At 51.4% G+C, this 22,835-nt stretch carries 16 protein-coding genes and 1 pseudogene; 16 read left to right on the top strand and 1 reads right to left on the bottom strand.

Annotated features, from left to right (window positions below):
- Positions 1-2: 2 nt before the first annotated feature.
- Positions 3-614 carry a dTMP kinase gene (tmk, locus tag B4O97_RS03305; RefSeq protein ID WP_083048304.1) on the bottom strand — a complete coding sequence of 204 codons (612 nt, stop codon included), beginning with the start codon at positions 612-614 and terminating at the stop codon, positions 3-5.
- A gap of 101 nt (positions 615-715) precedes the next feature.
- On the opposite strand from tmk, the gene B4O97_RS03300 reads away from it, so the two are divergent.
- From B4O97_RS03300 to B4O97_RS03230, 16 genes and pseudogenes are all read left to right on the top strand, one after another.
- On the top strand, positions 716-5,062 hold the full coding sequence (locus B4O97_RS03300) for a translocation/assembly module TamB domain-containing protein (protein ID WP_083048302.1): 4,347 nt from the start codon (positions 716-718) through the stop codon (positions 5,060-5,062).
- A gap of 10 nt (positions 5,063-5,072) precedes the next feature.
- Complete coding sequence (gene bamA, locus B4O97_RS03295; RefSeq protein WP_083048300.1) at positions 5,073-7,574, top strand: outer membrane protein assembly factor BamA; 2,502 nt, start codon at positions 5,073-5,075, stop codon at positions 7,572-7,574.
- Between the two features lie 64 nt (positions 7,575-7,638).
- Positions 7,639-8,160, top strand: coding sequence for an OmpH family outer membrane protein (locus tag B4O97_RS03290; protein ID WP_083048298.1), 522 nt, complete (start codon positions 7,639-7,641; stop codon positions 8,158-8,160).
- Between the two features lie 12 nt (positions 8,161-8,172).
- Positions 8,173-10,746: a DNA mismatch repair protein MutS gene (gene mutS, locus B4O97_RS03285; RefSeq protein ID WP_083048296.1), complete on the top strand. Its 2,574-nt coding sequence runs from the start codon at positions 8,173-8,175 to the stop codon at positions 10,744-10,746.
- A gap of 56 nt (positions 10,747-10,802) precedes the next feature.
- A pseudogene (locus tag B4O97_RS19790) lies at positions 10,803-10,973 on the top strand (double zinc ribbon domain-containing protein); the annotation flags it as partial.
- Positions 10,974-11,477, top strand: coding sequence for a ComF family protein (locus B4O97_RS03280; RefSeq protein WP_083048294.1), 504 nt, complete (start codon positions 10,974-10,976; stop codon positions 11,475-11,477). It abuts the pseudogene before it with no gap.
- A 180-nt stretch (positions 11,478-11,657) separates the two neighbouring features.
- Positions 11,658-12,104, top strand: a complete 447-nt coding sequence (locus B4O97_RS03275) for an LSm family protein (RefSeq protein WP_158084130.1) — start codon at positions 11,658-11,660, stop codon at positions 12,102-12,104.
- Positions 12,105-12,116: 12 nt separating this feature from the next.
- Complete coding sequence (gene nusA, locus B4O97_RS03270; protein ID WP_083048290.1) at positions 12,117-13,571, top strand: transcription termination factor NusA; 1,455 nt, start codon at positions 12,117-12,119, stop codon at positions 13,569-13,571.
- Positions 13,572-13,612: 41 nt separating this feature from the next.
- Positions 13,613-16,153 carry a translation initiation factor IF-2 gene (gene infB, locus B4O97_RS03265; protein WP_083048288.1) on the top strand — a complete coding sequence of 847 codons (2,541 nt, stop codon included), beginning with the start codon at positions 13,613-13,615 and terminating at the stop codon, positions 16,151-16,153.
- Complete coding sequence (rbfA, locus tag B4O97_RS03260) at positions 16,153-16,503, top strand: 30S ribosome-binding factor RbfA (RefSeq protein WP_083048286.1); 351 nt, start codon at positions 16,153-16,155, stop codon at positions 16,501-16,503. The genes infB and rbfA overlap by 1 nt, the downstream gene beginning before the upstream one ends.
- Positions 16,500-17,387 carry a tRNA pseudouridine(55) synthase TruB gene (gene truB / locus B4O97_RS03255; protein WP_083048284.1) on the top strand — a complete coding sequence of 296 codons (888 nt, stop codon included), beginning with the start codon at positions 16,500-16,502 and terminating at the stop codon, positions 17,385-17,387. The genes rbfA and truB overlap by 4 nt, the downstream gene beginning before the upstream one ends.
- 160 nt (positions 17,388-17,547) lie before the next feature.
- Positions 17,548-17,814: a 30S ribosomal protein S15 gene (gene rpsO, locus B4O97_RS03250; RefSeq protein WP_083048282.1), complete on the top strand. Its 267-nt coding sequence runs from the start codon at positions 17,548-17,550 to the stop codon at positions 17,812-17,814.
- Between the two features lie 15 nt (positions 17,815-17,829).
- Positions 17,830-19,950 (top strand): polyribonucleotide nucleotidyltransferase, encoded by a 2,121-nt coding sequence (pnp, locus tag B4O97_RS03245; protein WP_083048280.1) that lies wholly within the window; start codon positions 17,830-17,832, stop codon positions 19,948-19,950.
- A gap of 94 nt (positions 19,951-20,044) precedes the next feature.
- Positions 20,045-20,491, top strand: a complete 447-nt coding sequence (gene dut, locus B4O97_RS03240) for a dUTP diphosphatase (RefSeq protein WP_083048278.1) — start codon at positions 20,045-20,047, stop codon at positions 20,489-20,491.
- Positions 20,484-21,764 (top strand): LptF/LptG family permease, encoded by a 1,281-nt coding sequence (locus B4O97_RS03235; RefSeq protein WP_158084129.1) that lies wholly within the window; start codon positions 20,484-20,486, stop codon positions 21,762-21,764. Before dut ends, B4O97_RS03235 begins: the two co-directional genes overlap by 8 nt.
- Positions 21,761-22,834, top strand: coding sequence for an LptF/LptG family permease (locus B4O97_RS03230; protein ID WP_083048274.1), 1,074 nt, complete (start codon positions 21,761-21,763; stop codon positions 22,832-22,834). The genes B4O97_RS03235 and B4O97_RS03230 overlap by 4 nt, the downstream gene beginning before the upstream one ends.
- Position 22,835 lies beyond the last annotated feature (1 nt).

Raw genomic sequence — 22,835 nt, 5'->3', positions numbered from 1 at the left:
ATTTATTCTATCGGCGGATACGGCAGGGATCTCCAGATAATCCGTGTTATCTCATCTATGGAGGCGCTCCCGTCGATAATCTGAATATCAAGGTCCGGGAAACATTCGAAGGCACGGTAATAGTTGTCCCGGATCTTTCGCTGCATCTCCGTTTCGTCAAAGAGTTCCTCTTTGGAGCGGGTTTTTCGGCGGGAAGCACAGAGTTCCGGCGACAGTTCAATAAAAAAAACCCGCTGGGGAAGAGGAAAGTGGTTAAGCTGAAGGACATCATCCAGGGAGGCATAGAGGGACTGATAGGCAACACTGGAAAAAAGATAACGATCCGAGAGGACTGTTTCTCCCGAGGCTATACGGTCCAGAATCCCATGGTTTTTTTCGAAGAGATGAAGGGAGCGGTCCGCGGAAAAAAGGCGCATCAGGGTATCATGGGGAACCGTCACTTCCTTATGGAGGATTTTTCGTATCAGTTGTCCAATGGGGTTGTCCGTCGGTTCAAAGGTTGGAAAAAGCACCGGAGAAAGGCCCTCGCTTCTTCGGCCGATGCGATGAAGCTGGGTTGTAGTTCCGGATCCGTCCAGTCCTTCAATAACAAAGAAGTTGTTGATTTTTTCCATCAGTTCCTCCGCGGCATGGCAGCGATCCCCATCAATAGTGTAGTATATTGGTACAATAGTATGGTGAGTTCAGTCCAGACCCGGATGGCCCGGATTATATAATGGCATTGTCACGGCGGAATATACATATAATACAGGTTCTGTTGCTTCTCTTGCTCATCGGTCTTACCGTTGTCATTCTCTGGCCCTTTCAGAAGGCCCTGGACCGGAGCATGCTTGAGTTCCGGCATCAGCTGATTGAATATCTGGAAGGAAGAACAGGCAGAAACATTACCTACAGCAGTATTTCTCCGGCGGTATTCCGGCACCTGGAAATACGGGATCTGAAAATATTCGATCCCGGATCTCCGGATGAAGCGCTGCTAGTCATCCGTAAACTGAGGATCACCTATAATCTGTTTGATCTCTTTTCCGGGGAACCTCTGCAGGCAGTGCGGGAGATCCGCTTGGAAAATACCGCCCTGGGTTTTAATTTGCAGCAGGATCAGGACCTCCTCCGTCTTGTCCGGGACCTGACGACTTCCCCCACACCAGGCCCGGCGGGGGAGTTGTTTGGAGAAAAACTCAATAAAGGCCTGGTCATCAGCGGGCGAAACCTCTCATTCTCCTTTGTCGACGGTGGGAGGATAGCCCGTATCGATCGGCTTTTCTTCGATATACACCGCGAAGAAAAAAGGTTCAGCTTTGAGGTCCGGGGAGACGCCGGGTATTCCGACAGCCGCTCCGATACCCTGTTCAGCGAATTTCAGTCCTATCTGTCTGCGTCCGGGGGGATGGATCTGTCGGGACGGCGGGGTGATTTTTCCCTTATGATGCGGGATATCCAGAGCAGTCTCTTTGATCTGCCTCGAATTACCTTCTTCGTTGAATATTCTCCCTCCCGGGTTCAGGTACGAAAAATCCAGGATCGGGAACCCTTTGATCTTGAGCTGGCGTACGAAGCGGCCGGACGGAGACTCAGACTCAGCTTCCTGGGTGAGGATTTCCGTCCTTCAGGTTTTTTCCTTCCCCGGGGAGCTCTTACAGATTACAGACCCTGGTTCGACGCTGTTCTGAGCGGAAATGCGGAAGCAGCCTTTAACCTCGATTTGTCTGATCTGGATTACCGGGGGGATCTGCTTTTCGACCTGTCCCGGAGTGAACTTCCCGTTCTGTTTGACGGGCGGATTAATTTTGAGGGAAATACCCGGCGCATTGCGATGAATCCGCTCTATATAGAATCTGACAGGGGAAGACTGACCTTTCAGGGGGACATCCTGATGGATTCACTCCTTCCTTCGGGGGGCTTGAGGCTGCGGGACGTGATTCTTCCCACCGGGGCTTTCCTGAACGGCGATCTTGACTTCCGGCGTTCAGGATCCACCGTAACAGCAGGCGGGGGACTCAGAGTGGGGGATGTGCTTTTTCCGGGCCTGAGCGGGAATATCGGTCGGAACGGAGATGATTGGGAGTATGATTTCCTGGTCCCTGTGGAATCAGCCGATACCGGCCGCGGCTATGTCAGTCTTGAAGGCGGTTTTTATGCCGACACGGGTTTTCTGCAGAACACCGGACGAATCCAGGACATTCCCCTTGATGCCAGTGTCAGGCTTTTCTCCGGCCGGCAGACCCCCGAACTGCTGAATCGGCAGAATCTGCGATGGAGCAGTTCTTTTTTCCATTACCAGGAGGGGGACAATTACGCATTTTATCTTCCCAATGCCCTGGTGGATCATCCGCAGGATCCCAACCGGAGGATTACCTTTCAGTTCAGCGGGAGCAACGAAGGTTTTGATTTGAACGTGGATTCGCTGCTGTATAATCAGTACCAGGCAAAAGGCGCAGTAAATCTGCAGTCCGACCCGGACGAAGGTATCCGATTTGCCGCGACGGCCACTCTTCAGGATATTCCCTACCAGGTCCGTGGAAGCTACGGAGACGGACGTCTGGTCCTGCAGGGAGATTACATAGAAACATTCCTGATCGATCTTGGAGATACCAGGCGATTTTACATTAAAACCCGGGATTTCCCCATACCCTTCACCCGTGAAACCTCTCACCTTGATCTTACCTCCCGGGGATACTACAGGGATTTCGGATACTGGCTGGTCAGGTTCGAGAATTCTTCCCTGCGGAATTTCCCCTTCACCCGGGGGGACGACTCGCTGAGTCTCTCCATGGTAGCCGACCCCAACCGGATAAATATCTACAATATTGAATATTCTGATGATATTTCCGCTGTCAGGGGAAACGGGTATTTTGCCCTGGACAGCTTCATACCCGGGGATTTTCTTTCCCTCCGGGGTGATGGCTGGCTTCAGCTTTTTTCCAGGGACAGTGAAGAGCAGTATCAGGCAGTCCTCTCCCTGGAGGACGGTCAGCTGGAGTCCGATTTCTCCGTCAGGAACGCACCCCTGCGCCGCTTTGGCGAGTCCCCGGTACAGGGGAACTTCTCCGGGGATGTTACCCTGACCGGTGCCCTGGAACAGCCGGATATTTATGCACGTTTTGAACTCGAAGAAGGGGAGCTGAATCAGGATCCCTTCAACTTCAGAACGGTATTCACCCTTGATTCCGAGCGTATGGATATTCGGGAATTCGAACTGGAATATCTCGGAATGAACCTGCAGCAGGGAAGGGGCGCCCTCCGTTTTCAGGAAGGGGATGTGGAGTTTCGCGGAGAGTTGCGTTTGCCCTTCCAGGAGGACATGCTCAGAAGTACCGTGGAACTGAGCATGGATACTGCCGCAATCCCGCAGCGTCTGGGTCTGGACGAGATTATCAGAAATCCCTTCGACGGCAGACTTTCGGTGCGGGACATCCAGCTGGGAAACGATCAAAAAGAGCCCTGGGAAATAAGTTTCGGGTATGACGGAGAACTGTTTGCTTTTTACGGCGGTCCCGGGAATTCGGTGTCTGGTACCCTTGATAAAAACAGGGAGTTCTCCCTGGCCCTGGTTGAACCCCTGCCTCTTCAGCTTCGTTTGAATGGAAGCCTGGAAGAGGGAAACATCAATGCCGAACTGGAACAAATCACCCTTGATGTCGAGCCTTTGCAGGGAGGCTTCCGCTTTCCGTATTTTTACCTGAACAGCGGAACCGTCAGCGGGGAAAACATAAAGGTCAGCGGCCCCATGAACGATCCGGATTTTGACGGTCTTCTCTTTGCCCGGGATATATCCGCTGAATCACCGGTAATTCCCGAGGCAGTCGGACCCTTTGACGGTCAGCTTCGGCTTGAAGAGAAGACCTTGTCGATAAACAATCTTTCTCTTCCGGTGGGAACCGGAAGCGTCAACGCCGATCTGTCCTTTGCCATGGAGCACTGGGTACCGGCAACCTACGACATACGCATAAGGACAGGACCAAACCGCGGGGTACATGTAAAAACCGATATCGGCCAGCTCAAGCTGGACGGCTATGCCATCGGCAGTTTCAATATCCTGGGAGACCGGAGCGGTACGGAACTGGGCGGACGACTGACACTGAGTTCTGCGGTACTCACCCTTACCAATGAAGAACTGCCCACTCCGCCTCCGTCTTCGCCCCACACCCTGCGCACCGATTTTACCTTTATAACGGGTCGCAGCGTGGAGTTTCTCTGGCCGTCGGCAAATCTTCCGATCCTGCGCAGTTTTGCGAAAACAGGTCAGGAGATGACGGTGAAATACGACAGCGGCAGTGAAACCCTGGCGGTGCTGGGGGACGTGGAAATCCAGGGAGGGATTATCCTCTATTTTCAGCGGAACTTCTTTATTACCGAAGGAGCGGTCAGGTTCAATGAAAACGAAATCAAGTTTGATCCGCTGCTCTCCGCCCGGGCGGAACTGCGGGAGATCGACGAGGAAGGGAAGAGTGTACAGATCTTTCTGGTTGTGGATGAGCGGCCTTTCAGTCAGTTTTCACCCCGTTTTGAAGCGACGCCGAGTAAAACAGATGCCGAAATAGCAGCCCTGCTGGGGTACTCGATTTTCGGCGGCAGTACGGGCGAACCGATTACCCCTTCGGATGCCCTTATTCAGACCAGCGATTTATTAATCGGCCAGCTGGGAATTGTGCGGTCCTTTGAACAGTCCATGAAAGAGATATTCAATCTCGATCTTTTCAGTATACGAACTCAGATTCTGCAGAATATTCTGTTGGACCGGATGGTTGTGGAGGAGCAGAGTACCCAGCACGGAAGCATACCATCGAATCAGTTGGGACGCTATCTTGACAACACAACCCTATTTTTGGGAAAGTACTTTGGCGACGATGTTTTTCTTGAAGCCATGCTTCAGGTTCAGTCGAACGAGCAGTTTTTTTCCACTTATAGCGGAGAGGATATCTATTCTCTGGAAACGGAAATATCGTTGGAATGGAAAACACCATTTTTCCTGCTCGATGTGGCGGTGTATCCGGATTTTCGTGATATAGTTTCCAGTATTACCACTGCGAAGGTGGGGCTCTCGTGGTCGTTATCATTCTAAAGGAGCCGGTATGCGTAAGACGCTGCTTGTTTTTGTACTATTAATACTCTGTCTTAGCGCGTGGACCCAGGAAGATAACTGGTGGGTAGGGAAACCCATCGAGGATATCCGCTTCGAGGGTCTTTTGTCCGTCAGTGAATATGATCTTGAAGGTATAACCAACCAGTATATCGGCGAACCCTTTACCGATACCCTTTCCTGGGAGCTCCAAAGCAAGATTTTTGCCCTGGACTATTTTGAAAGCTATTCCATCGATGCGGTGGAAGGCAGTCAGGGTACGGATTCCGTTGTAATCGAGTTCACCGTAAAGGAACGACCCCTGGTTGATGAGATTATCATAAACGGTAATAAAAACCTGCGGGATTCTGAGATCCTCGATACCGTACTTCTCAAACGGGACGATATGGTAACCCGCAACAAGGTCCGTCTTGATGCCGAGGCCATTCGTACCCTCTATATCGAAAAAGGCTACCCCGATGCCGAGGTAAGCGGACGTTTTGAAAAAAACCAGGAGGGTCGGGCTGTCGTCTATTTCGACGTAAACGAAGGTGCTCAGACCCGTATTAAAAATATCTACTTTTCCGGAAACAGTTTCGTCTCCGACAGCACCCTTAAACGGCGCCTCGAGACCAAGGAACAGGGACTCTTCTCCAGCGGTATATACCAGGAAAGCACCATTGAACAGGACAAGCGCATTATTCTCTCCTACTACTGGGAACGGGGCTACGTGGACGCCCAGATTGTCGAAGTACGGCAGACTCCCACCCCCGAACAGGAGGACGAGGACAGAAACTATGTGGACATCACCTTCTATATAGAAGAGGGCTCCCAGTACACCTACGGAGGTGTGGAGTTTCAGGGAAATACCCTGTTCACCGACGAAGAACTTCAGGAGCTCATTCGCCAGGAAAAGGGTGCGGTTTTGAACCGGACTGCCCTGCAGGCCGACTTTACCCGCGTGGCGAACCTCTACTTTGACGACGGTTACATATTCAACCAGATAGACCGGCGGGAAATCCGTAACGAGCAGGAACGCAGTATCTCCTATGTGGTGGAAATCGTCGAAAGAGGACGGGCCCACATTGAGAATATCATCATAAAGGGAAACACAAAAACAAAAGACCATGTAATCGAGCGGGAAATTCCCCTTGAAGTGGGGGACGTTTTTTCCAGGGAAAAGATTGTCCAGGGGCTGCAGAATCTTTACAACACCCAGTATTTCTCAGCCGTTAATCCCGAAACCCCTGCCGGCAGTGTGGATAACCTCATGGACCTGGTTATCAACGTGGAAGAGGGTAAAACCATCGATCTCAACTTCGGTATCTCCTTTACCGGGGGTATTACCGGGTTTCCCATGGTGGGCTTTATCAATCTGGCGGACAAAAACTTCCTCGGCCGGGGCCAGGAGATCTCCATCGGGGCTGAAGTTTCGACCCAGAGCCAGAGCATCGACCTTGCATTCAAGGAAAATTGGCTTTTTGGCCATCGCTGGTACGGAGGCATCAACTTCGGTTTTGAACACCTCCTGATCGACGGTGCCTATCAGGATCTGATAGCGCCGAACAACATCGGTGCACCGGATCCCTACGACAGTTATGAAGAGTACGAGTGGGCCATCGAGAATGGTGAGGGGGTCAACTCAGACTATCTTATGGAATATGATTCCTACGAAGCCTCTCTGGGGGTCAGCACCGGCTATACCTGGAATACCTGGCTCGGACGGATCGGTCTCGGTACCGGACTTTCCACATCCCTGAACTATATCTGGTACGACGACGAGGTATACCGTCCCTATAGCTCCGACGTCCGGGATAACCTGGAAACCTGGCTTCCCATTACCCGTTTGTGGACCTCCCTCTCCTTCGATACCAGAGACCTCATCTATAATCCCTCAAAGGGTTACTATCTGAACCAGCGGTTTACCTATACCGGAGGTTTTCTTCCGTCGACCCGGGATTACCTGCGCTCCACCACCACCGGGGATATCTATTTTACCCTGCTGGATACAATAATCGGCAAGAGTTATCGCTTTCGTTCGATCCTCGGTTTTCATACCGAATTCGCCTTTATTCTGCCCCAGTTCAACGGTGATCTGGCGGCAACAGACGCCGACCTGCTCTATATCGACGGCATGACCGTCGCCCTCGGATGGCCCAGGGTCCTGGGGGGGCAGAGCAGATGGGACAGCAGGCTCAATCTGACCTTTCCCATATTTGAGCAGTTCCTCTGGTTCGATAACTTCGCGAGTGCAACAGTGATGTATCTCCGGGACGAAAATGATCCCCACCTGGGGCTGGAGGAGTTCCGGGACATGCAGCTCGAAGATTTCAAGTTTACCCTGGGAAGCGGTTTGAAGCTTACCATCCCCGGTATTCCCCTGGGATTCTATTTTGCCAAACGCTTCAAGATCCTTGATGACGGAATCGAATGGCAGCCGGGACCTCTTTTCAAGGATGAGGATGATCCCGATTCAGGTCTTGATTTCATAATTGCCTTTACCATGACCATGTAGAACGGGTATAGTAGTAATCGCTGGAAGGGAACATTACAATTTATCCAGGCAAAGGAAAGGATAGATGAAACGAATTATTTCTGCGCTTCTGCTGACCCTTGTTCTCAGTTCAGGGTACAGCCAGGTTATATCCCGGGTCGGGGTTGTCGATCTTTCAAAGATTTTCAGTCAGTACTTCCGGGAGTCCGTCTCCTTCAGGAAAATCGAAGAACTTCAGACCACCTACGAGGAAGAACGGCGTAACATCATCAATCAGATTGACAAGCTCAAGGAAGACAAGCTGGACGCCCAGCGAAACAGCAACGAGTCTCTGGTTTTGAGGATTGAAAAGCAGATCGATGAAAAACAGGAATACCTGAAGGACTATCACAGTGTAATGACAAACCGCATCAACCGTCTGAAGGAGAGCATGCAGGCATCATCATCTCTCTCTTCGGAGATCCTGCAGGCCATCGGTTATGTGGCGGAGCAGGAAGGCTACGCGGTAATCTACAAGGCGCAGGATCCCAATATCCTCTTTTTTTCCAAGGACGCTGATATTACCGATCTTGTCATACAGCGGCTCATGAGAAACGCCGGAGGCTGATCCGGCCTTTCGATGTCAGATACAACCCCCATGATGCGCCAATACAGGCGCATCAAACAGGAAAACCGCGACGCCATTCTCTTCTTTCGCCTCGGGGACTTCTATGAAATGTTCGAACAGGACGCCAGGGAAGTCTCCGGGATCCTCAATATTACCTTGACCAAACGGCACAACATACCCATGTGCGGCATTCCCTATCATGCCGCTTCCGCCTACATCGGACGGCTTCTGAAGGCGGGAAAGAAGATCGCTGTCTGTGAGCAGACGGCCCTTCCCCCAAAAGGAAAAGGGATTGCCGAGCGGGAAGTTGTGGAGATCATTACCCCCGGAACAGTTCTGGAAGAGGATTATCTGGACAATCGCCGGAATAATTATCTCTTCTCCTTCGGAATCTACGGAAGTACCGCCTGTTTCGCCTACCTGGACCTCTCCACCGGGGATTTCAAAGCGACGTCTGTTAAAAAGGAGCGGTTTCACGAATACCTTTCCCTGGAATTGAACCGTCTGGATCCCAAGGAGGTCCTGCTGCAGGAGTCTCTCTACGATGAAGACCAGGTCCTGCGGCAGATTATCGGCGACAGAAAATCCATGGTAATAAACCGGATTCCCGACTGGCATTTCGATCAGACCGACGCTTTTCAGCGTCTCTGCCGCCAGTTCGGCACTGCCAATCTGAAGGGTTTCGGTATAGACCAGGATGATCCCCTTGTCATGACCACGGCTGCGGTCCTCGAGTATGTGGGGGAGACCTCTAAAACTCTGCTCGATCACATACGTTCCATGGAACGTTATACCGATGAAACCTACGTTGGACTCGATACCGCCACCCAGCGCAATCTGGAGCTGGTACGCAACCTGAACGACGGCAGCGAGCAGTATACCCTGCTGGAGGTCCTGGATTACAGTCGTACCTCCCTGGGGGCAAGGAGAATCAGGAGCCGTCTGCTTCATCCCCTCCGGAACATGGAGCAGATAAACAGCAGGCTCGATGCCCTGGAGGCCCTGTATCGCAACCAGATTCTCCTGGGATCAATCCGGGACGAGCTCGGCGGCGTTCTTGACCTCCAGCGCCTTGCCACCCGGGTCGCTCTGCAGAAGGCCCACGCCAAGGACCTTCTATCCATCCGGAATACCCTGAGCAGTGCCAGGCGAATTCCCGGACTCCTGCAGGGCTGCGGTAATAAAGAGGCCCTCCCCGCACTGTCGCCTGAGCAGGAAATGACGCTCGACCGGCTGACGGAGCTTCTGTCCGAGTCCCTCCATGAAGATCCTTCCATTCTGCTCACCGAGGGGCGCCTGATCGCCCCGGGTTACCACAAAGAACTCGACAGGCTGCGAAACGCCCGCAGGGATCGGAAACGGGTTCTGGACGAGTATCTTGAACGGGAGAGAGCATCCTCGGGGATTGCGAATCTCAGGATAAAATACAACAAGATTATCGGATATTTTTTTGAAATAACGAAATCTAACCTGAAAGCCGTCCCGGAGCATTTTATCCGCCGCCAGTCTCTGGTGGGAAGCGAACGTTTTACCACGGATGAGCTTATTCACATCGAGACCGAGGTAAACAGTGCCGCCGAGAGGGCGATAGAACTGGAGCGCGAGGTCTTTCTGGAACTCCGGGAAAAGGTGCGCACCTCTCTGGATGAACTCTACGCCTGCGCAGAATATCTTGCCGAGATGGATGCCCTCGCCAGTTTCGCCTATGCAGCCACGGTGCACGGTTTTATCCGGCCCCAGGTAGGTGGCTCCGGGGGAATCATCATTGAAGAGGGCAGGCATCCGGTAGTGGAAAAGCATCTGCCTCCGGGGGATTTCATCCCCAACTCCCTGCGCCTCGGGGGGGAGGATCCTCCTTTCGCTCTGATTACCGGACCCAATATGGCGGGTAAATCAACGGTGCTGCGTCAGACCGCTCTGATTGTTCTCATGGCTCAGATCGGTTCCTTCGTTCCGGCGGCCCGTGCGGAGATCGGCCTTGTGGACAGGATCTTCTGCCGGGTCGGCGCTTCGGATAACCTGGCCCGGGGAGAATCCACCTTCCTGGTGGAAATGAATGAGACGGCCAACATCCTGCGCTACATGAGTAATTCGAGCCTGGTTATAATGGACGAAGTAGGGAGGGGGACCAGTACCAACGACGGTCTCTCCATAGCCTGGGCTGTTTCCGAGTATATTCTGGAAAAAAAGGTGAACACCCTCTTTGCCACCCACTATCATGAACTTACCTCCATTGAAAATCCGGGGCTCCGGAATCTTCATATGGAGGTTCTGGAAAAAGAAGGGGAGATCATCTTCCTCAAACGCTTGAAAGAGGGGGCTGCAGCCGGTTCCTACGGTATTCATGTAGCCCGTCTGGCGGGTATCCCCGACCAGGTCATTCGCAGGGCGGCGGAAATCCTGGGAGGACTCGACGACGGTGCTCAACTCACCGTACTCCCTCCCGGGGCGGGGGAGATTCAGCATGACCTGTTCGGTGCTGACGATATGGTGATCCAGGAAATAAAGAATCTGAAGATTGATTCCACTACACCTCTGGAGGCCCTCAACTTTCTGGCCCGTTTACAAAAAACCCTGAAAATCTGAAGCGTCGGACTGGTGCTCCGGTTTATACTCATGTGAAACGCAGCGTAATCCCTCCGATGCTGGATTTTCTGTTTCCCCGGATATGTGCAATATGCGGACGGCAATTGCCCTTGAACTGCGAGAACCTGCTCTGTGCTTCCTGTCATACTGAACTCCGGTCTGGAAGAATACGGGGGCGGCGATGTCTTCAGTGCGGTCTTACCCTGACAAGTGAGAATCGCGTGTGTATGAACTGCAGGGAGCAGGAAAATCCCGGTCCCCCCGGACGGGGAATCTTTTATTACCGCGGAGCTGCACGGGTCCTTCTCCAGCGCTACAAATTCGATGGAATAAAGTCCCTTTCGGGGATCCTGGCGGAAGAAATTCTTAGGGATCTGACAGCAGAAGAGAAGCAGGCTTTGATTGTCCCTGTGCCTTCCGGACGGAAATCCCGCCGGCGAAACGGATGGGGGCATATGGAGCAGGTGACTGCCAGGCTCAGGGACCAGGGGCTTGCGGTTTGTCCGCAACTACTTGTACGAAGCGCAGGAAAGGAACAGAAAAAACTCAACAGGAAGGCGAGGGAGGCGAACAGCCGAAGCGTATTCCACTATACAGGAAAAAAGACTTGTCAAAGTATTGTCCTTCTTGATGATATCCGGACCACCGGCGCCAGCATTCGTGCAGCTTCTGCAGCCATCGAGGGGGGAGGTTCCCGCGTGATGGTCTGGATCGTCTTTGCTATTGACTAGTCTTTCCAAGCTTGATACTATTTATTTACGACAGTTGAATTGCAGCGGAACAGAAAAGAGTCCCCGGCGACTCTTTTTTTTATACAGGGGACCTTGCAGCTGCACCTTGTTCTGCCAGGGTGTATGCCGGCAGACCCCTACTCTATATAAAAGGAAATGGCGGATTCTTCGCCTGATTGTATGAAGGAAGGAACAGGAATAAGTCCTGAACTTGAATCGACGGTGGATATAATCCAGGGGATGGGTTTTTCGGTTGTGGAGGCCCAGTGCCGCCCTGTGAAAGGTTCCGTTCAGGTTGTTATTTACATCTACAGCTCGGAAGGTGTTTCTCTGGATGACTGTACCAAGGTATACAGGACCGTTATGCCCCGTCTTGAGGTGGCTCTTGATTCACGGGATATAAGCCTGGAGATATCTTCTCCGGGTATCAGCAGGAATATAAAATTCTTTCGTGAATTCGCCATTTTTACCGGCCGAAGAATACGCGTGCTGACGGAAGATTCAAGCGAATGGGTGCAGGGTGATCTGATCCATGCGGACGATGATGAAATAGTTCTCACTGTCGGTGACGGAGAGAGACGATACGGGAGAGCAGAAATTGTTAAAGCGAAAATATCTGAAGGGTAGGGGGTATCATACATGGCCTCTGGATTAGCAGACGCGATACGATCGATAGTACAGGATCGGGGAATATCGGAAGACCTGGTTAAAAAGACAATAGAAGACTTCCTGCTGGCGGCCTACAAGAAGAAATTCGGACAGTGCGACAATGCGGTTGTGCGTTTTGATGAAGAAGGCGATGAGGTGGCCTTATTCGCCCGTAAACAGATTGTTGAAGACGTCTATGACGAGGTGACCGAGATTGCCCTGGAAGAGGCTCTGGAACTTAACGAAGAGTGTGAGCTCGGAGACGAGCTGCTGATCGAGATAAATCCTCAGGAATTTGATCGTGTTGCAGTGCAGAGTGCCAAACAGAAGGCCAAGCAGACCCTCAGGGATATCCAGAAGGATACCCTCTATTCCGAATTCCAGGAGAAGGTAGGCGAAATGATCATCGGCTACTATCAGAGGGAACGGAACGGGAATATCTTTGTGGATCTTGGACGGGTTGAGGGTATTCTTCCCAAACGATATCAGTCTCCCCGGGAGATTTACCGCCCCAACGACAGAATCAAAGCCCTGATTTACGAGGTGAATAAAACAACCTCCGGCCTGCAGATCGTGCTGTCCAGAACCCATACCGATTTTGTCCGGCGAATTTTTGAGCTGGAGGTGCCCGAGGTTTATGATAAAACCGTGGAGATCTTCAAGATCGTCCGGGAACCCGGCTATCGGACAAAGCTCGCGGTCTATTCAAACCGTGAAGATGTCGATCCCGTGGGGGCCTGCGTTGGGATGAAGGGCGTTCGTATCCAGGCAATCGTCAGAGAACTCGAAGGGGAAAAAATCGACATCCTGAAGTATGACAATAATCCCCGGGATTTCATCAAGAACGCCCTTTCTCCCGCTGAAGTCGACACCGTTGTTGTTCTGGACGAGGCAAAAAGACAGGCCCTTGCGGTTGTTGAAGAGAACCAGCTTTCTCTGGCGATCGGCAAGCAGGGCCTGAATGTGCGGCTTGCAAACCGTCTTGTTGACTGGAATATCGATGTCAAGACAATAGCCCAGTTCGAAGAGATGGATATTGCCGCGGAGAGCAAGAAGGCAATGGAAGCCCTTTTCAGTGACGTGGAAGAAGAGGAAGAGATAACCAGCATTGCTGAACTTCCGGATATTCCGGAACACATAGTGGAAACCCTGAAGGATAATAAGATCGAGTTGATTGAGGACCTTATCAATCTCAGTCCCGAAGAAATGGCTGAAATTGAGGGGCTTGACTCGAAAGATGTGGAAACCATTACTGCTATTATTAATGACAATGTTGACATTATCGAGGAAGAAGAAGAAAATGACGATACAGAAGACTTCTTCGAATCTGAAGAGGATGAGTCCTATGAGTGTCCTGAGTGCGGACATCCGATAAGCGTCGACATGACAACGTGTCCTAATTGCGGTGTTGGTTTGAGCTTTGAAATATCAGAGGAAGAAGAGTAATGGATTCTTGATACGGAATCCATAAGATCAACCGAGGAACTATGGCTGAAGAACAGGAAAACAAGAAGAAACCGAAGGCAACCCTTATAAAGCACAAGAAACCAGAGGAAATTTCATCCGACGAGAAACATGAAAAAAAGCGGGTTGTAGTCGTAAAGAAAAAGAAGAAGCCCGTTCCTCGTGTGGTCGCAAAAAAAGAAGATGCGTCTGCCGTGGAGTCAGGTCAGGAAGAGAAGCAGGCAGTTCAGGACGAGACGCTGAAGAGTGCCGCCCCTGAGCCGTCTCTGCAGAAAAAACCTGAAGAAGCCGCAGCGGCTCCTCCGCAAAAAACCGAGGAAAAGGCAGAAACAAAGGCTCCTCCCAGGGAGACCGGGCAGGAAAAAACTGACAAACCGGTAAGAAAAGAGACTGCCGCTTCCAAAACCGAAGAGATCCGGCCCACCCAGAAGGGACGTACCGGCGGGTACACCCGTATGCGCTCGGGGGAAACCCGATTCCAGAGGGAATCCCGTCCGCAGACCCAGGATCGACGGGAACGGAGCAACGATCGTCCTCCCAGAAGAGGCCCTTCCGGTCCCGGACAGGGAAGGCCCGGTGGACCGTCACGCCCGGGCGGCGGTTTCAGACGCCCCGGACCGCCTGCCGGAGGCGGAGCACCGCCTGCTCCGACTCAGGAAGAAGGAAAAGGAAAAAGCGGGAAGAAATTCTTCAAGGCCAAGAAGAAGGCGGCCTACCAGAAGAGCCGGAAGGAAGAGGTCGAGGAGAGGGATTTTCATATAAAGAAACGTCCCATCAAGAAGGTTAATCCGGTACCCAAAGAGATAGATATTATGGAAGTCATTACCGTTTCCGAACTGGCCAGGAAGATGAACCTCAAGGCAGGTGAATTAATCTCCAAGCTCATGGGAATGGGAATGATGGTTACCATAAACCAGCAGATCGATTCCGAAACAGCCCAGCTTCTGGCAGAAGAATACGGGGCCAGGGTAAAAATCGTGAGTCTCTACGACGAGACCCTCATCGAGAGTGATAAGAGTGGAGAGGATGATCTGAAAGCCCGTCCGCCCATCGTCACCATTATGGGGCATGTCGATCACGGTAAGACCAAACTTCTGGACAGCATACGGACCACCGACGTTGTCGGCGGAGAGTTCGGCGGTATAACACAGCATATAGGTGCCTACAAGGTTACCCTTGCAGACGGGGCCGGAGAGGTTGTATTCCTCGATACCCCGGGTCATGAAGCCTTTACTCAGATGAGGGCCAGGGGTGCACAGGTTACCGATATTGTTGTTCTGGTCGTTGCTGCCAATGACGGCGTAATGCCGCAGACGGTGGAAGCCATCAATCATGCAAAAGCGGCTGAGGTGCCAATCATTGTTGCCATAAACAAGATAGATCTCCCCGAGGCCAATCCCGACCGGGTTAAACAGCAGCTTTCAGAGCACGGTTTGATGCCGGAGTCCTGGGGCGGAACAACCCTCTTCTGCGAGGTATCCGCCATGACGCGAGACGGGATACCGGAGCTGCTGGAGACGATAAACCTTCAGGCCGAGCTGATGGAGCTTAAGGCAAATTATGACTGCCGTGCGGAAGGTCGGATCATAGAGTCCAAGGTTGATCATGGACGCGGTATTGTCGGTACAGTTATCGTCGAACGCGGTACTCTTTCTGTAGGCGATGCTTTTGTAGCCGGAGTTTTTCCCGGAAAGGTCCGGGCCATGTTCGACGACAAGGGGAATAAACTGGACAAGGCCACGCCGGCAACACCGGTGGAGGTCCTTGGTTTTACCGGAACACCCAGCGCAGGCGATCCCTTCCAGGTTACCGAATCCGAGAAGATCGCCCGGCAGGTCGGTGCCAAGCGCCAGGAACTTGAAAAAGCCGGTGAAGCCAAGAATGTCAAGAAGGTAACCCTGGACAACCTGTATGACTCCATACAGCAGGGTGAGGTTCAGGAACTCAAGGTAATTATCAAGGGCGACGTACACGGTTCCGTGGAAGCCCTGCAGATGGCTCTTGAGCGCCTGAGTACGCCGGAAATACGACTCAATGTAATCGATGCATCCGCAGGTGCGGTTACCGAATCCAATGTAAGTCTTGCCGCCGCCTCAGACGCGATCATAATCGCTTTCCATGTGCGGCCTACACCGAAGGCTCAGGCCCTGGCCGAACAGGAGAAGGTGGAGATCCGGAAGTACACCATTATCTACGATGCCGTAGATGATATACGGGATGCAATGGAAGGTATGCTGGCCCCCGAGCTCAGGGAAGAGACCATCGGTACCGTGGAAGTCCGGGAAACCTTCAAGGTACCGAAGATCGGACTTATCGCCGGTTGTTACGTCACCAGCGGAAAGGTAATACGGGGTGCTACCGTGCATGTGGTCCGGGACGGTATAGAAATACACACCGGAAAGATTACCTCTCTCAGGCGCTTCAAGGATGATGCCAAAGAGGTAGCTGCCGGATATGAATGCGGTATTGGAATCGAAAACTACCTTGACGTTCAGGTGGGCGACCAGTTTGAGGTCATCGAGGTCAAAGAGATCGCCAAGAAGCTGAGCACAAACGAGAAGTAATGTCAGAATATCGACTGAAACGGGTTGCCTCGCTTATCCAGCATGCGATAAGCGAGATGATCCTTACTGGAATTGTAAAGGACCACAGGGTATCCAGCTTTATATCCGTGACCGAGGTTGTAGTGTCCAAGGATACCGGTTATGCAAAGGTCTACGTATCAAGTTTTGAAAATCCTCAATCCGTAGAGAACGCGGTTAAGGCACTTAATCATGCTGCCGGGTTTATCCAGGCACGTTTGGGCAAGAAGCTGAGGTTGCGGAATACTCCGAAACTGACGTTTTACCAGGATGGCTCCATTGAACGGGGGGTCAGGATGGTCCATAAGCTGGATGAACTCGAGGATAAATGAGCGGGAAAAACGGCATTATCCTGATAGACAAAAACGAAGGGTTTACTTCAAGCGATACTGTCCGCTTTGCCGGTCGCAGACTTAAAGCCGGAAAAGCGGGTCATACCGGTACCCTCGACAAATTTGCCTCCGGGCTTCTGGTCTGTCTTGCAGGCTCTTTTACCCGGCTGTCATCATATCTGACCGAGCAGGACAAGGTTTACGAGGCTGTTTTCGAGTTCGGCCGGGAAACGGAAACCCTCGATCCCGAGGGGGCGGTGTGTGCCGAGGGAGGAATCCCTGTTCTGGAGGATCTGGAATCAGCACTTGTCGGATTCAGGGGCGAAATACTGCAGAAGCCGCCTCTGTACTCGGCTGTGCATATAGATGGTACCCGGGCATATAAGCGTGCTTTGAAGGGAGAGGTGCCGGATATGCCTTTCCGACGCATTTTTATTGACTCCCTGGAGATTACAGGCTATACAGCACCTTTCCTTTCGGTGCGGGTGGCCTGTTCCAAAGGAACCTACATCCGCTCTCTGGCACGGGATATCGCATATTCCCTGGGAACCGTGGCGTATGTAAAAAGTCTGAGGCGTCTGCAGGTTGGAAGGGCCCGGATTGAAGATGCCATCGGGGTGGATGAGATAGATGAGGATACACCGGTACTGGACGACCGGAATTCAATGGAAGCTCTCCTTGGAATAACGGGGATACGTATCCCTGATGCCGAAGTGGAGAGTTTTCTTCTTGGAAGGTCCCTGAAGGATGCCGGTTTTCTTGCGGAAATTGAAGCCGCAACACCCCTGGTCTGTTTTGACAGTGATGGACGATTCCTGGGACTCCTCAAAAAGAAGGAAGGGCGCTGGGTGTATGGAATGGTCAACGGTGCTTTGAGAGATTGACTTTTTAAGGATTTTCAGTACACTCTAAGGGAGAAAATTTACTGCTAATTCTTTTAGCTTAGTGAATTAGGAAAATACCGTAAACACGGATGAAAATTAAGAGCAGGTTTCGCTCATAAATGAGAAAGCAAAGGACTTAAGAGAGTTAAAGGAGAAAATGATGTTAGCTAAGGAAGCGAAACAGGATGTCATTAAAGAGTTTGGAAAAAACGATAAAGACAGCGGAGCCACCGAGGTGCAGATCGCGCTGCTTACTAAAAGAATAGAAGACCTTACCGAACACTTTAAGACGAATAAGAAGGACCATGCTTCACGCCGGGGGTTGCTGAAGATGGTCGGACAGAGGCGCAAGCTGCTTAAATATCTGCAGAGAAAGGATCTTGATACCTATCGTTCTCTGCTCGGCCGATTGAACCTCAGAAAATAATAAGGATACAGTATAATGATTCATTCAGTTACCATTCCCATGGGGAGTGGCGAACTAATCCTCGAAACCGGCAAAATGGCCAAACAGGCTAATGGTGCCGTTTTTGCGCGCTACGAAGGCAGTGCTGTTCTTGCGACGGTATGCTGCAGTGACAAGCCGGTGGAAGGATTGGATTACGTTCCCCTGCAAGTTGAATATAACGAAAAGTACTATGCCGCAGGTAAGATTCCCGGGGGCTTTCTCAAGAGAGAGGGACGTCCCAAGGATAAGGAGATTCTTGTCTGCCGCCTGATTGACCGGCCGATGCGTCCCCTTTTTCATAAGGCCTTTAAACGTGACATTCAGGTTGTTCCCACGGTGGTTTCCGCCGACCAGATCAATCCTCCTGATATTATCGCCATGGTCGCTGCATCCGCGGCGGTTGTTATCTCCGATATTCCCTTCGAGGGACCGGTGGCTGCCGTGCGGATCAGTTCCGTCGACGGTGAGCTTATCGTAAATCCCACCTTCGATCAGATTGCACGAAGCGAACTGGACATCGTTGTTGCGGGTACCAGTGAAGGTATAACCATGGTGGAGGGCGGAGCCAAAGAGGTTGCCGAGGAAAGAATGCTGGAGGCTATCGCGCTGGCGGAAGTAGAAATCAAGAAGATTTGTGCCGCACAGCTCGAACTCCGGGAAAAGGCCGGCAAAGAGAAACTTCCCCTGGTGGAGGTTGAAGAGGTCTTTGCTCTGGAAGACGAGATTAAATCATTTGCCACACCGAAACTCGAGGAAGCCTGCTTCGTACTGGGGAAATTTGAGCGTTATGCAGCCATTAAAGCTGTCAAGGAAGAGACCCTCAAGGCCTTCGAGGAAAAACTTGAAGAAGAGGACTACGGAAAGGTAGACAAGATCTTTGAGGAACTGGAGTACACCATTGTTCGATCCTCCATCCTGAAAAACGGTAAACGTACTGACGGGCGGAGTGTTGAAGATATCCGGCCTATCAGCTGTGAAATACGGGTTCTGCCCCGTACCCACGGAAGCGCCCTTTTTACCCGGGGAGAAACACAGGCTCTGGCTGTAACGACCCTGGGGACTGTTTCTGATGAAAAAATCGTAGACGACATAGACGGCGACAAAAGCTATGAAAACTTCATGCTTCACTATAACTTCCCTCCCTTTTCAGTAGGGGAAACGGGACGTATGGGTACCGGGCGACGGGAAATCGGGCATGGACATCTTGCGCAGCGTGCCATTGAAGGGGTCCTTCCCAAAAAAGAGGATTTTCCCTATACCGTACGGGTAGTATCTGAGATACTTGAGTCCAACGGTTCTTCATCCATGGCTACCGTATGCGGCAGCTCCCTTTCATTGCAGAGCGCCGGGGTTCCGATAAAGAAACCCGTAGCTGGTATTGCCATGGGCCTGATAAGCTCTCCGGAAAAAACGGTGGTTCTTTCGGATATTCTTGGTGAAGAAGACCATCTGGGCGACATGGATTTTAAAGTCGCAGGAACTGAAGACGGGATTACTGCTTTTCAGATGGATATCAAGATTTCCGGGGTATCCCAGGAGATCATGGCCACTGCTCTCAGTCAGGCTAAAAAGGGCCGGATGCATATCCTCGGTATAATGAACGAAACAATCAGTTCTCATCAGGGCAACATGTCCGAATATGCACCGAAGATTATTACTCTCAAGGTTGACGAGGACAAGATCGGCGCTGTTATCGGACCCGGCGGCAAGGTGATCAAAGGCATAAGCGAGCGCTCCGGTGCAAGCATCAACATCGACGACAGCGGTCTCGTCACCATCTTTGGCAGGGATCAGGCAAGCGCCGAGGCCGGTGAAGCGATGGTTCGCGGAATCGTTGAGGAGCCGGAAATCGGGACTATCTACCAGGGCACGGTAAAGAGAATCATGGATTTCGGTGCTTTTGTCGAAATACTTCCCGGTAAAGAGGGGCTTGTTCACATTTCAAAGCTTTCCCGGGAACGGGTTAATTCTGTCTCTGATGTACTTAAGGTTGATCAGGAAATCCCGGTCAAGCTGATAGAGATCGACAGGATGGGAAGAATAAACTTAAGTTATATCGATGCCATCGATCCCGATAAAAGCAACAGCGGTAATCAGGGGCAGAAAAGGCGATAGCCTGACCCCCGTATGATCCCCATGGATCAGAAAAAGATTCAGCGGATTGTCCTGTCTTACCGGGGCAATCCGCTTTTTTACAAGGAGACTGGCAATGGATTCAACAGGCTCGATTCGGGTACCAGCGATTCTTCCTGAATCTGGGGCTCCTGTATACTCGACAGAGGTATCCTCCGGCGCAGACCTGAAAGCGGCTCTTGATGGTGCAGTCGTTCTTAAAAGTCTGGAACGAGCGCTGATCCCCACTGGTCTTTTTCTGGAGATTCCCCCTGGATTCGAAGCCCAGGTCCGTCCCCGATCAGGCCTCGCCCTCAGACGGGGGCTGACGGTGCTCAACAGCCCCGGTACTATCGATGCCGATTACCGCGGAGAAATCAAGGTCATCATGGTTAATCTCTCCGCCGAAGAGGTGACTATCCTGCCGGGAGAGAGGATCGCTCAGATAGTCTTTGCTCCGGTAATACAGGCAGTTTTTGAGGAGAAGAGCCGACTGCCAGGTACTGAGCGGGGAACAGGAGGTTTCGGATCGACCGGTGTCTGATTTAGCTGTAATACGGAGAAAAACAATACTATTCAGATATGTGGCGGGGGAGTTTATCCTTTCCTTCGCTGTTGTTTTTCTGTTCTTCTTTTTTATCTTCTTCATAAATCAGATTCTGCTTATGGCGGAAGAGATCCTGTCAAAGAACGTCGCTCCGGGGGATGTCCTGCGGCTCATAGTATACGCTGTACCTAATATTATCTCCTACAGTTTTCCCTTTTCCGCCCTGGTAGGGGGTCTGATGGCGGTCGGCAGGCTGGTGGGGGATAACGAGATTCTTGCCATGCAGTCGGCGGGGATACCCCTGAAAACAATCGCACTGCCCATTTTTACCCTGGGACTGATCTTTGGCGTCCTTGCCTATTTTTCCAACGATGTACTTCTTCCCGCCGGAACCATGAGGTTCAACACCCTGTACCGGGAAATTCTCTACAGCAATCCGGCGCTGGAGCTTGAAGCTTATTCGATTAAACGCTACCGCGACAGGGTTATAGCAACGGGCAAGGTAGAATCGGGGAGTATCGAAGATATCGTGATCTTTGACCGGGACGAGAAAAAAAACCGTCGAACAATCAATGCCTCCAGGGGAGTCCTGGATAAGAATTACGGAAGCGGGGGCGTAATAAGTCTCCGTTTGTACGATGTGGTCAGCATCGTGAGCGATCAGAAACGACGGGGATTCTATGAATATTCCAGCGCCGATATCATGGAGTACAATATCCTGCTGAAGGATATCAGTCTTGCGGTCCATAGTCTGACTCCCCGGGAAAAAAGCATCAGGGATATTCTCGCTGTTATTAAAGAAAAAAGGGAACAATTATCCCAAAGGACAATGCATAATCAGATGCAGGTCGATCAGCTTGAGACAGACCTTGCGGCTCTCTATCTGGAGACCTTTCTATCAGGAAAAAAGCTGCCCGGCACGAAGATCGCTGCCAGACAGGAACAGCTTCGGACCGCCAGGGAACGGGATATTCGGGATCGCTCCCTCCAGATGCACCTTCTGGAATACCACAAGAAGATTGCCCTGCCGGCGGCCTGTGTTATTTTTCTGCTCTTCGCCTTCCCCGCCGGAGTATTGACCCGGAAGGGAGGAAGATCAATCGGTTTCGGAATCGGGCTCTTTGTGTGTATGATGTACTGGGGCCTTCTTTTTGCCGGACAAACCCTGGGAATCCGTTCCGACTTGTCGCCCTGGATTGCAATATGGACGGGTAATCTGGTTATTCTTGCCGCAGGAACAGGCCTGCTTATTATCCGGAGCCGTCGATGAAGTTGCTGAGACGGATGCTCCTCCTGGACTGTATACCGGTTTTTTTTACAGCCCTGTTTTTCTTTGTTCTCATGCTTCAGATGGTGGATCTTTTCGGTAACCTCTGGCGCTACCTGAACCAGGATGTTCCGGTCGCCGTTATCCTTCAACTTCAACTGCTCTATATTCCCAAATGTATATCCTATGCTGTTCCCATATCTCTATTATTTTCCATCTCCTACACCCTGGGCCAGCTTTACGGTAATAATGAACTGATTGCCCTGCTCGGTTCAGGAGTTTCCCTTCGCTACGCGGTAAGTCCCCTGCTTGTTCTGGGAGCCTTTCTCGGTCTGGGCCTCTTGGGTTTCGAAGATGCCGTGGTAATAGAAAGTTACAGCAAAAAGAATGCCCTGATGCAGCAGGTACTGGGACAGCGGGAGAACCTGAACAATTCGAATGTTACAATTCGTGGAGATGCCGGCGGAGTCATTTACTCAGCGGAATACTATAACAACGCAGACAGAACCATCTCCAATCTTGTGGTTCTCATGTTGACGGATGATGGAAGATTCAAAAAGCGTATAGACGCTGCCTGGGCTGAGTATAACGGATCCATCTGGATTATGCGGGATGCCAGGGTTTATTCTTTTTCTGATTCAGGACTTGCAGAAGATAGATATGCCGAATACACTGATCCGCTCCTGACGGATGATCCCGCCAATTTTCAGCGCAAACAGAAGGATATTGAAGAAATGACCCTGTCGGAAGCTCAGGTCTATATCGAGGAACTCAGACGATCCGGCCAGGAGAGCCGCGCGGAGCGGACGGATTATTATAAAAGGATAGCCTTTGCTTTTACGCCAATAATCGTCGCCATGCTTTCTTCTGCAATAGGAAGCAGATTCAAGAAAAATGTGCTTCTTATGAGTCTGCTGTTAAGTCTGTCTTTATCTGTTGTTTTCTATGTTTTTCAGATGTTGACAAGTCTATTTGCAGTAATCGGTTATCTTTCTCCGGTGGCCGGTTCATTTATCCCGGTTATTATTTTTCTGACCATCGGGACTGCAATGTTAAAATTTATCCGGACATGAG

Source organism: Marispirochaeta aestuarii, from assembly GCF_002087085.1.
GTDB classification, from domain to species: Bacteria; Spirochaetota; Spirochaetia; order JC444; family Marispirochaetaceae; genus Marispirochaeta; species Marispirochaeta aestuarii.
Note: the sequence above shows the minus strand (reverse complement) of the source record. Positions and strands in the feature narration are given on the sequence as shown.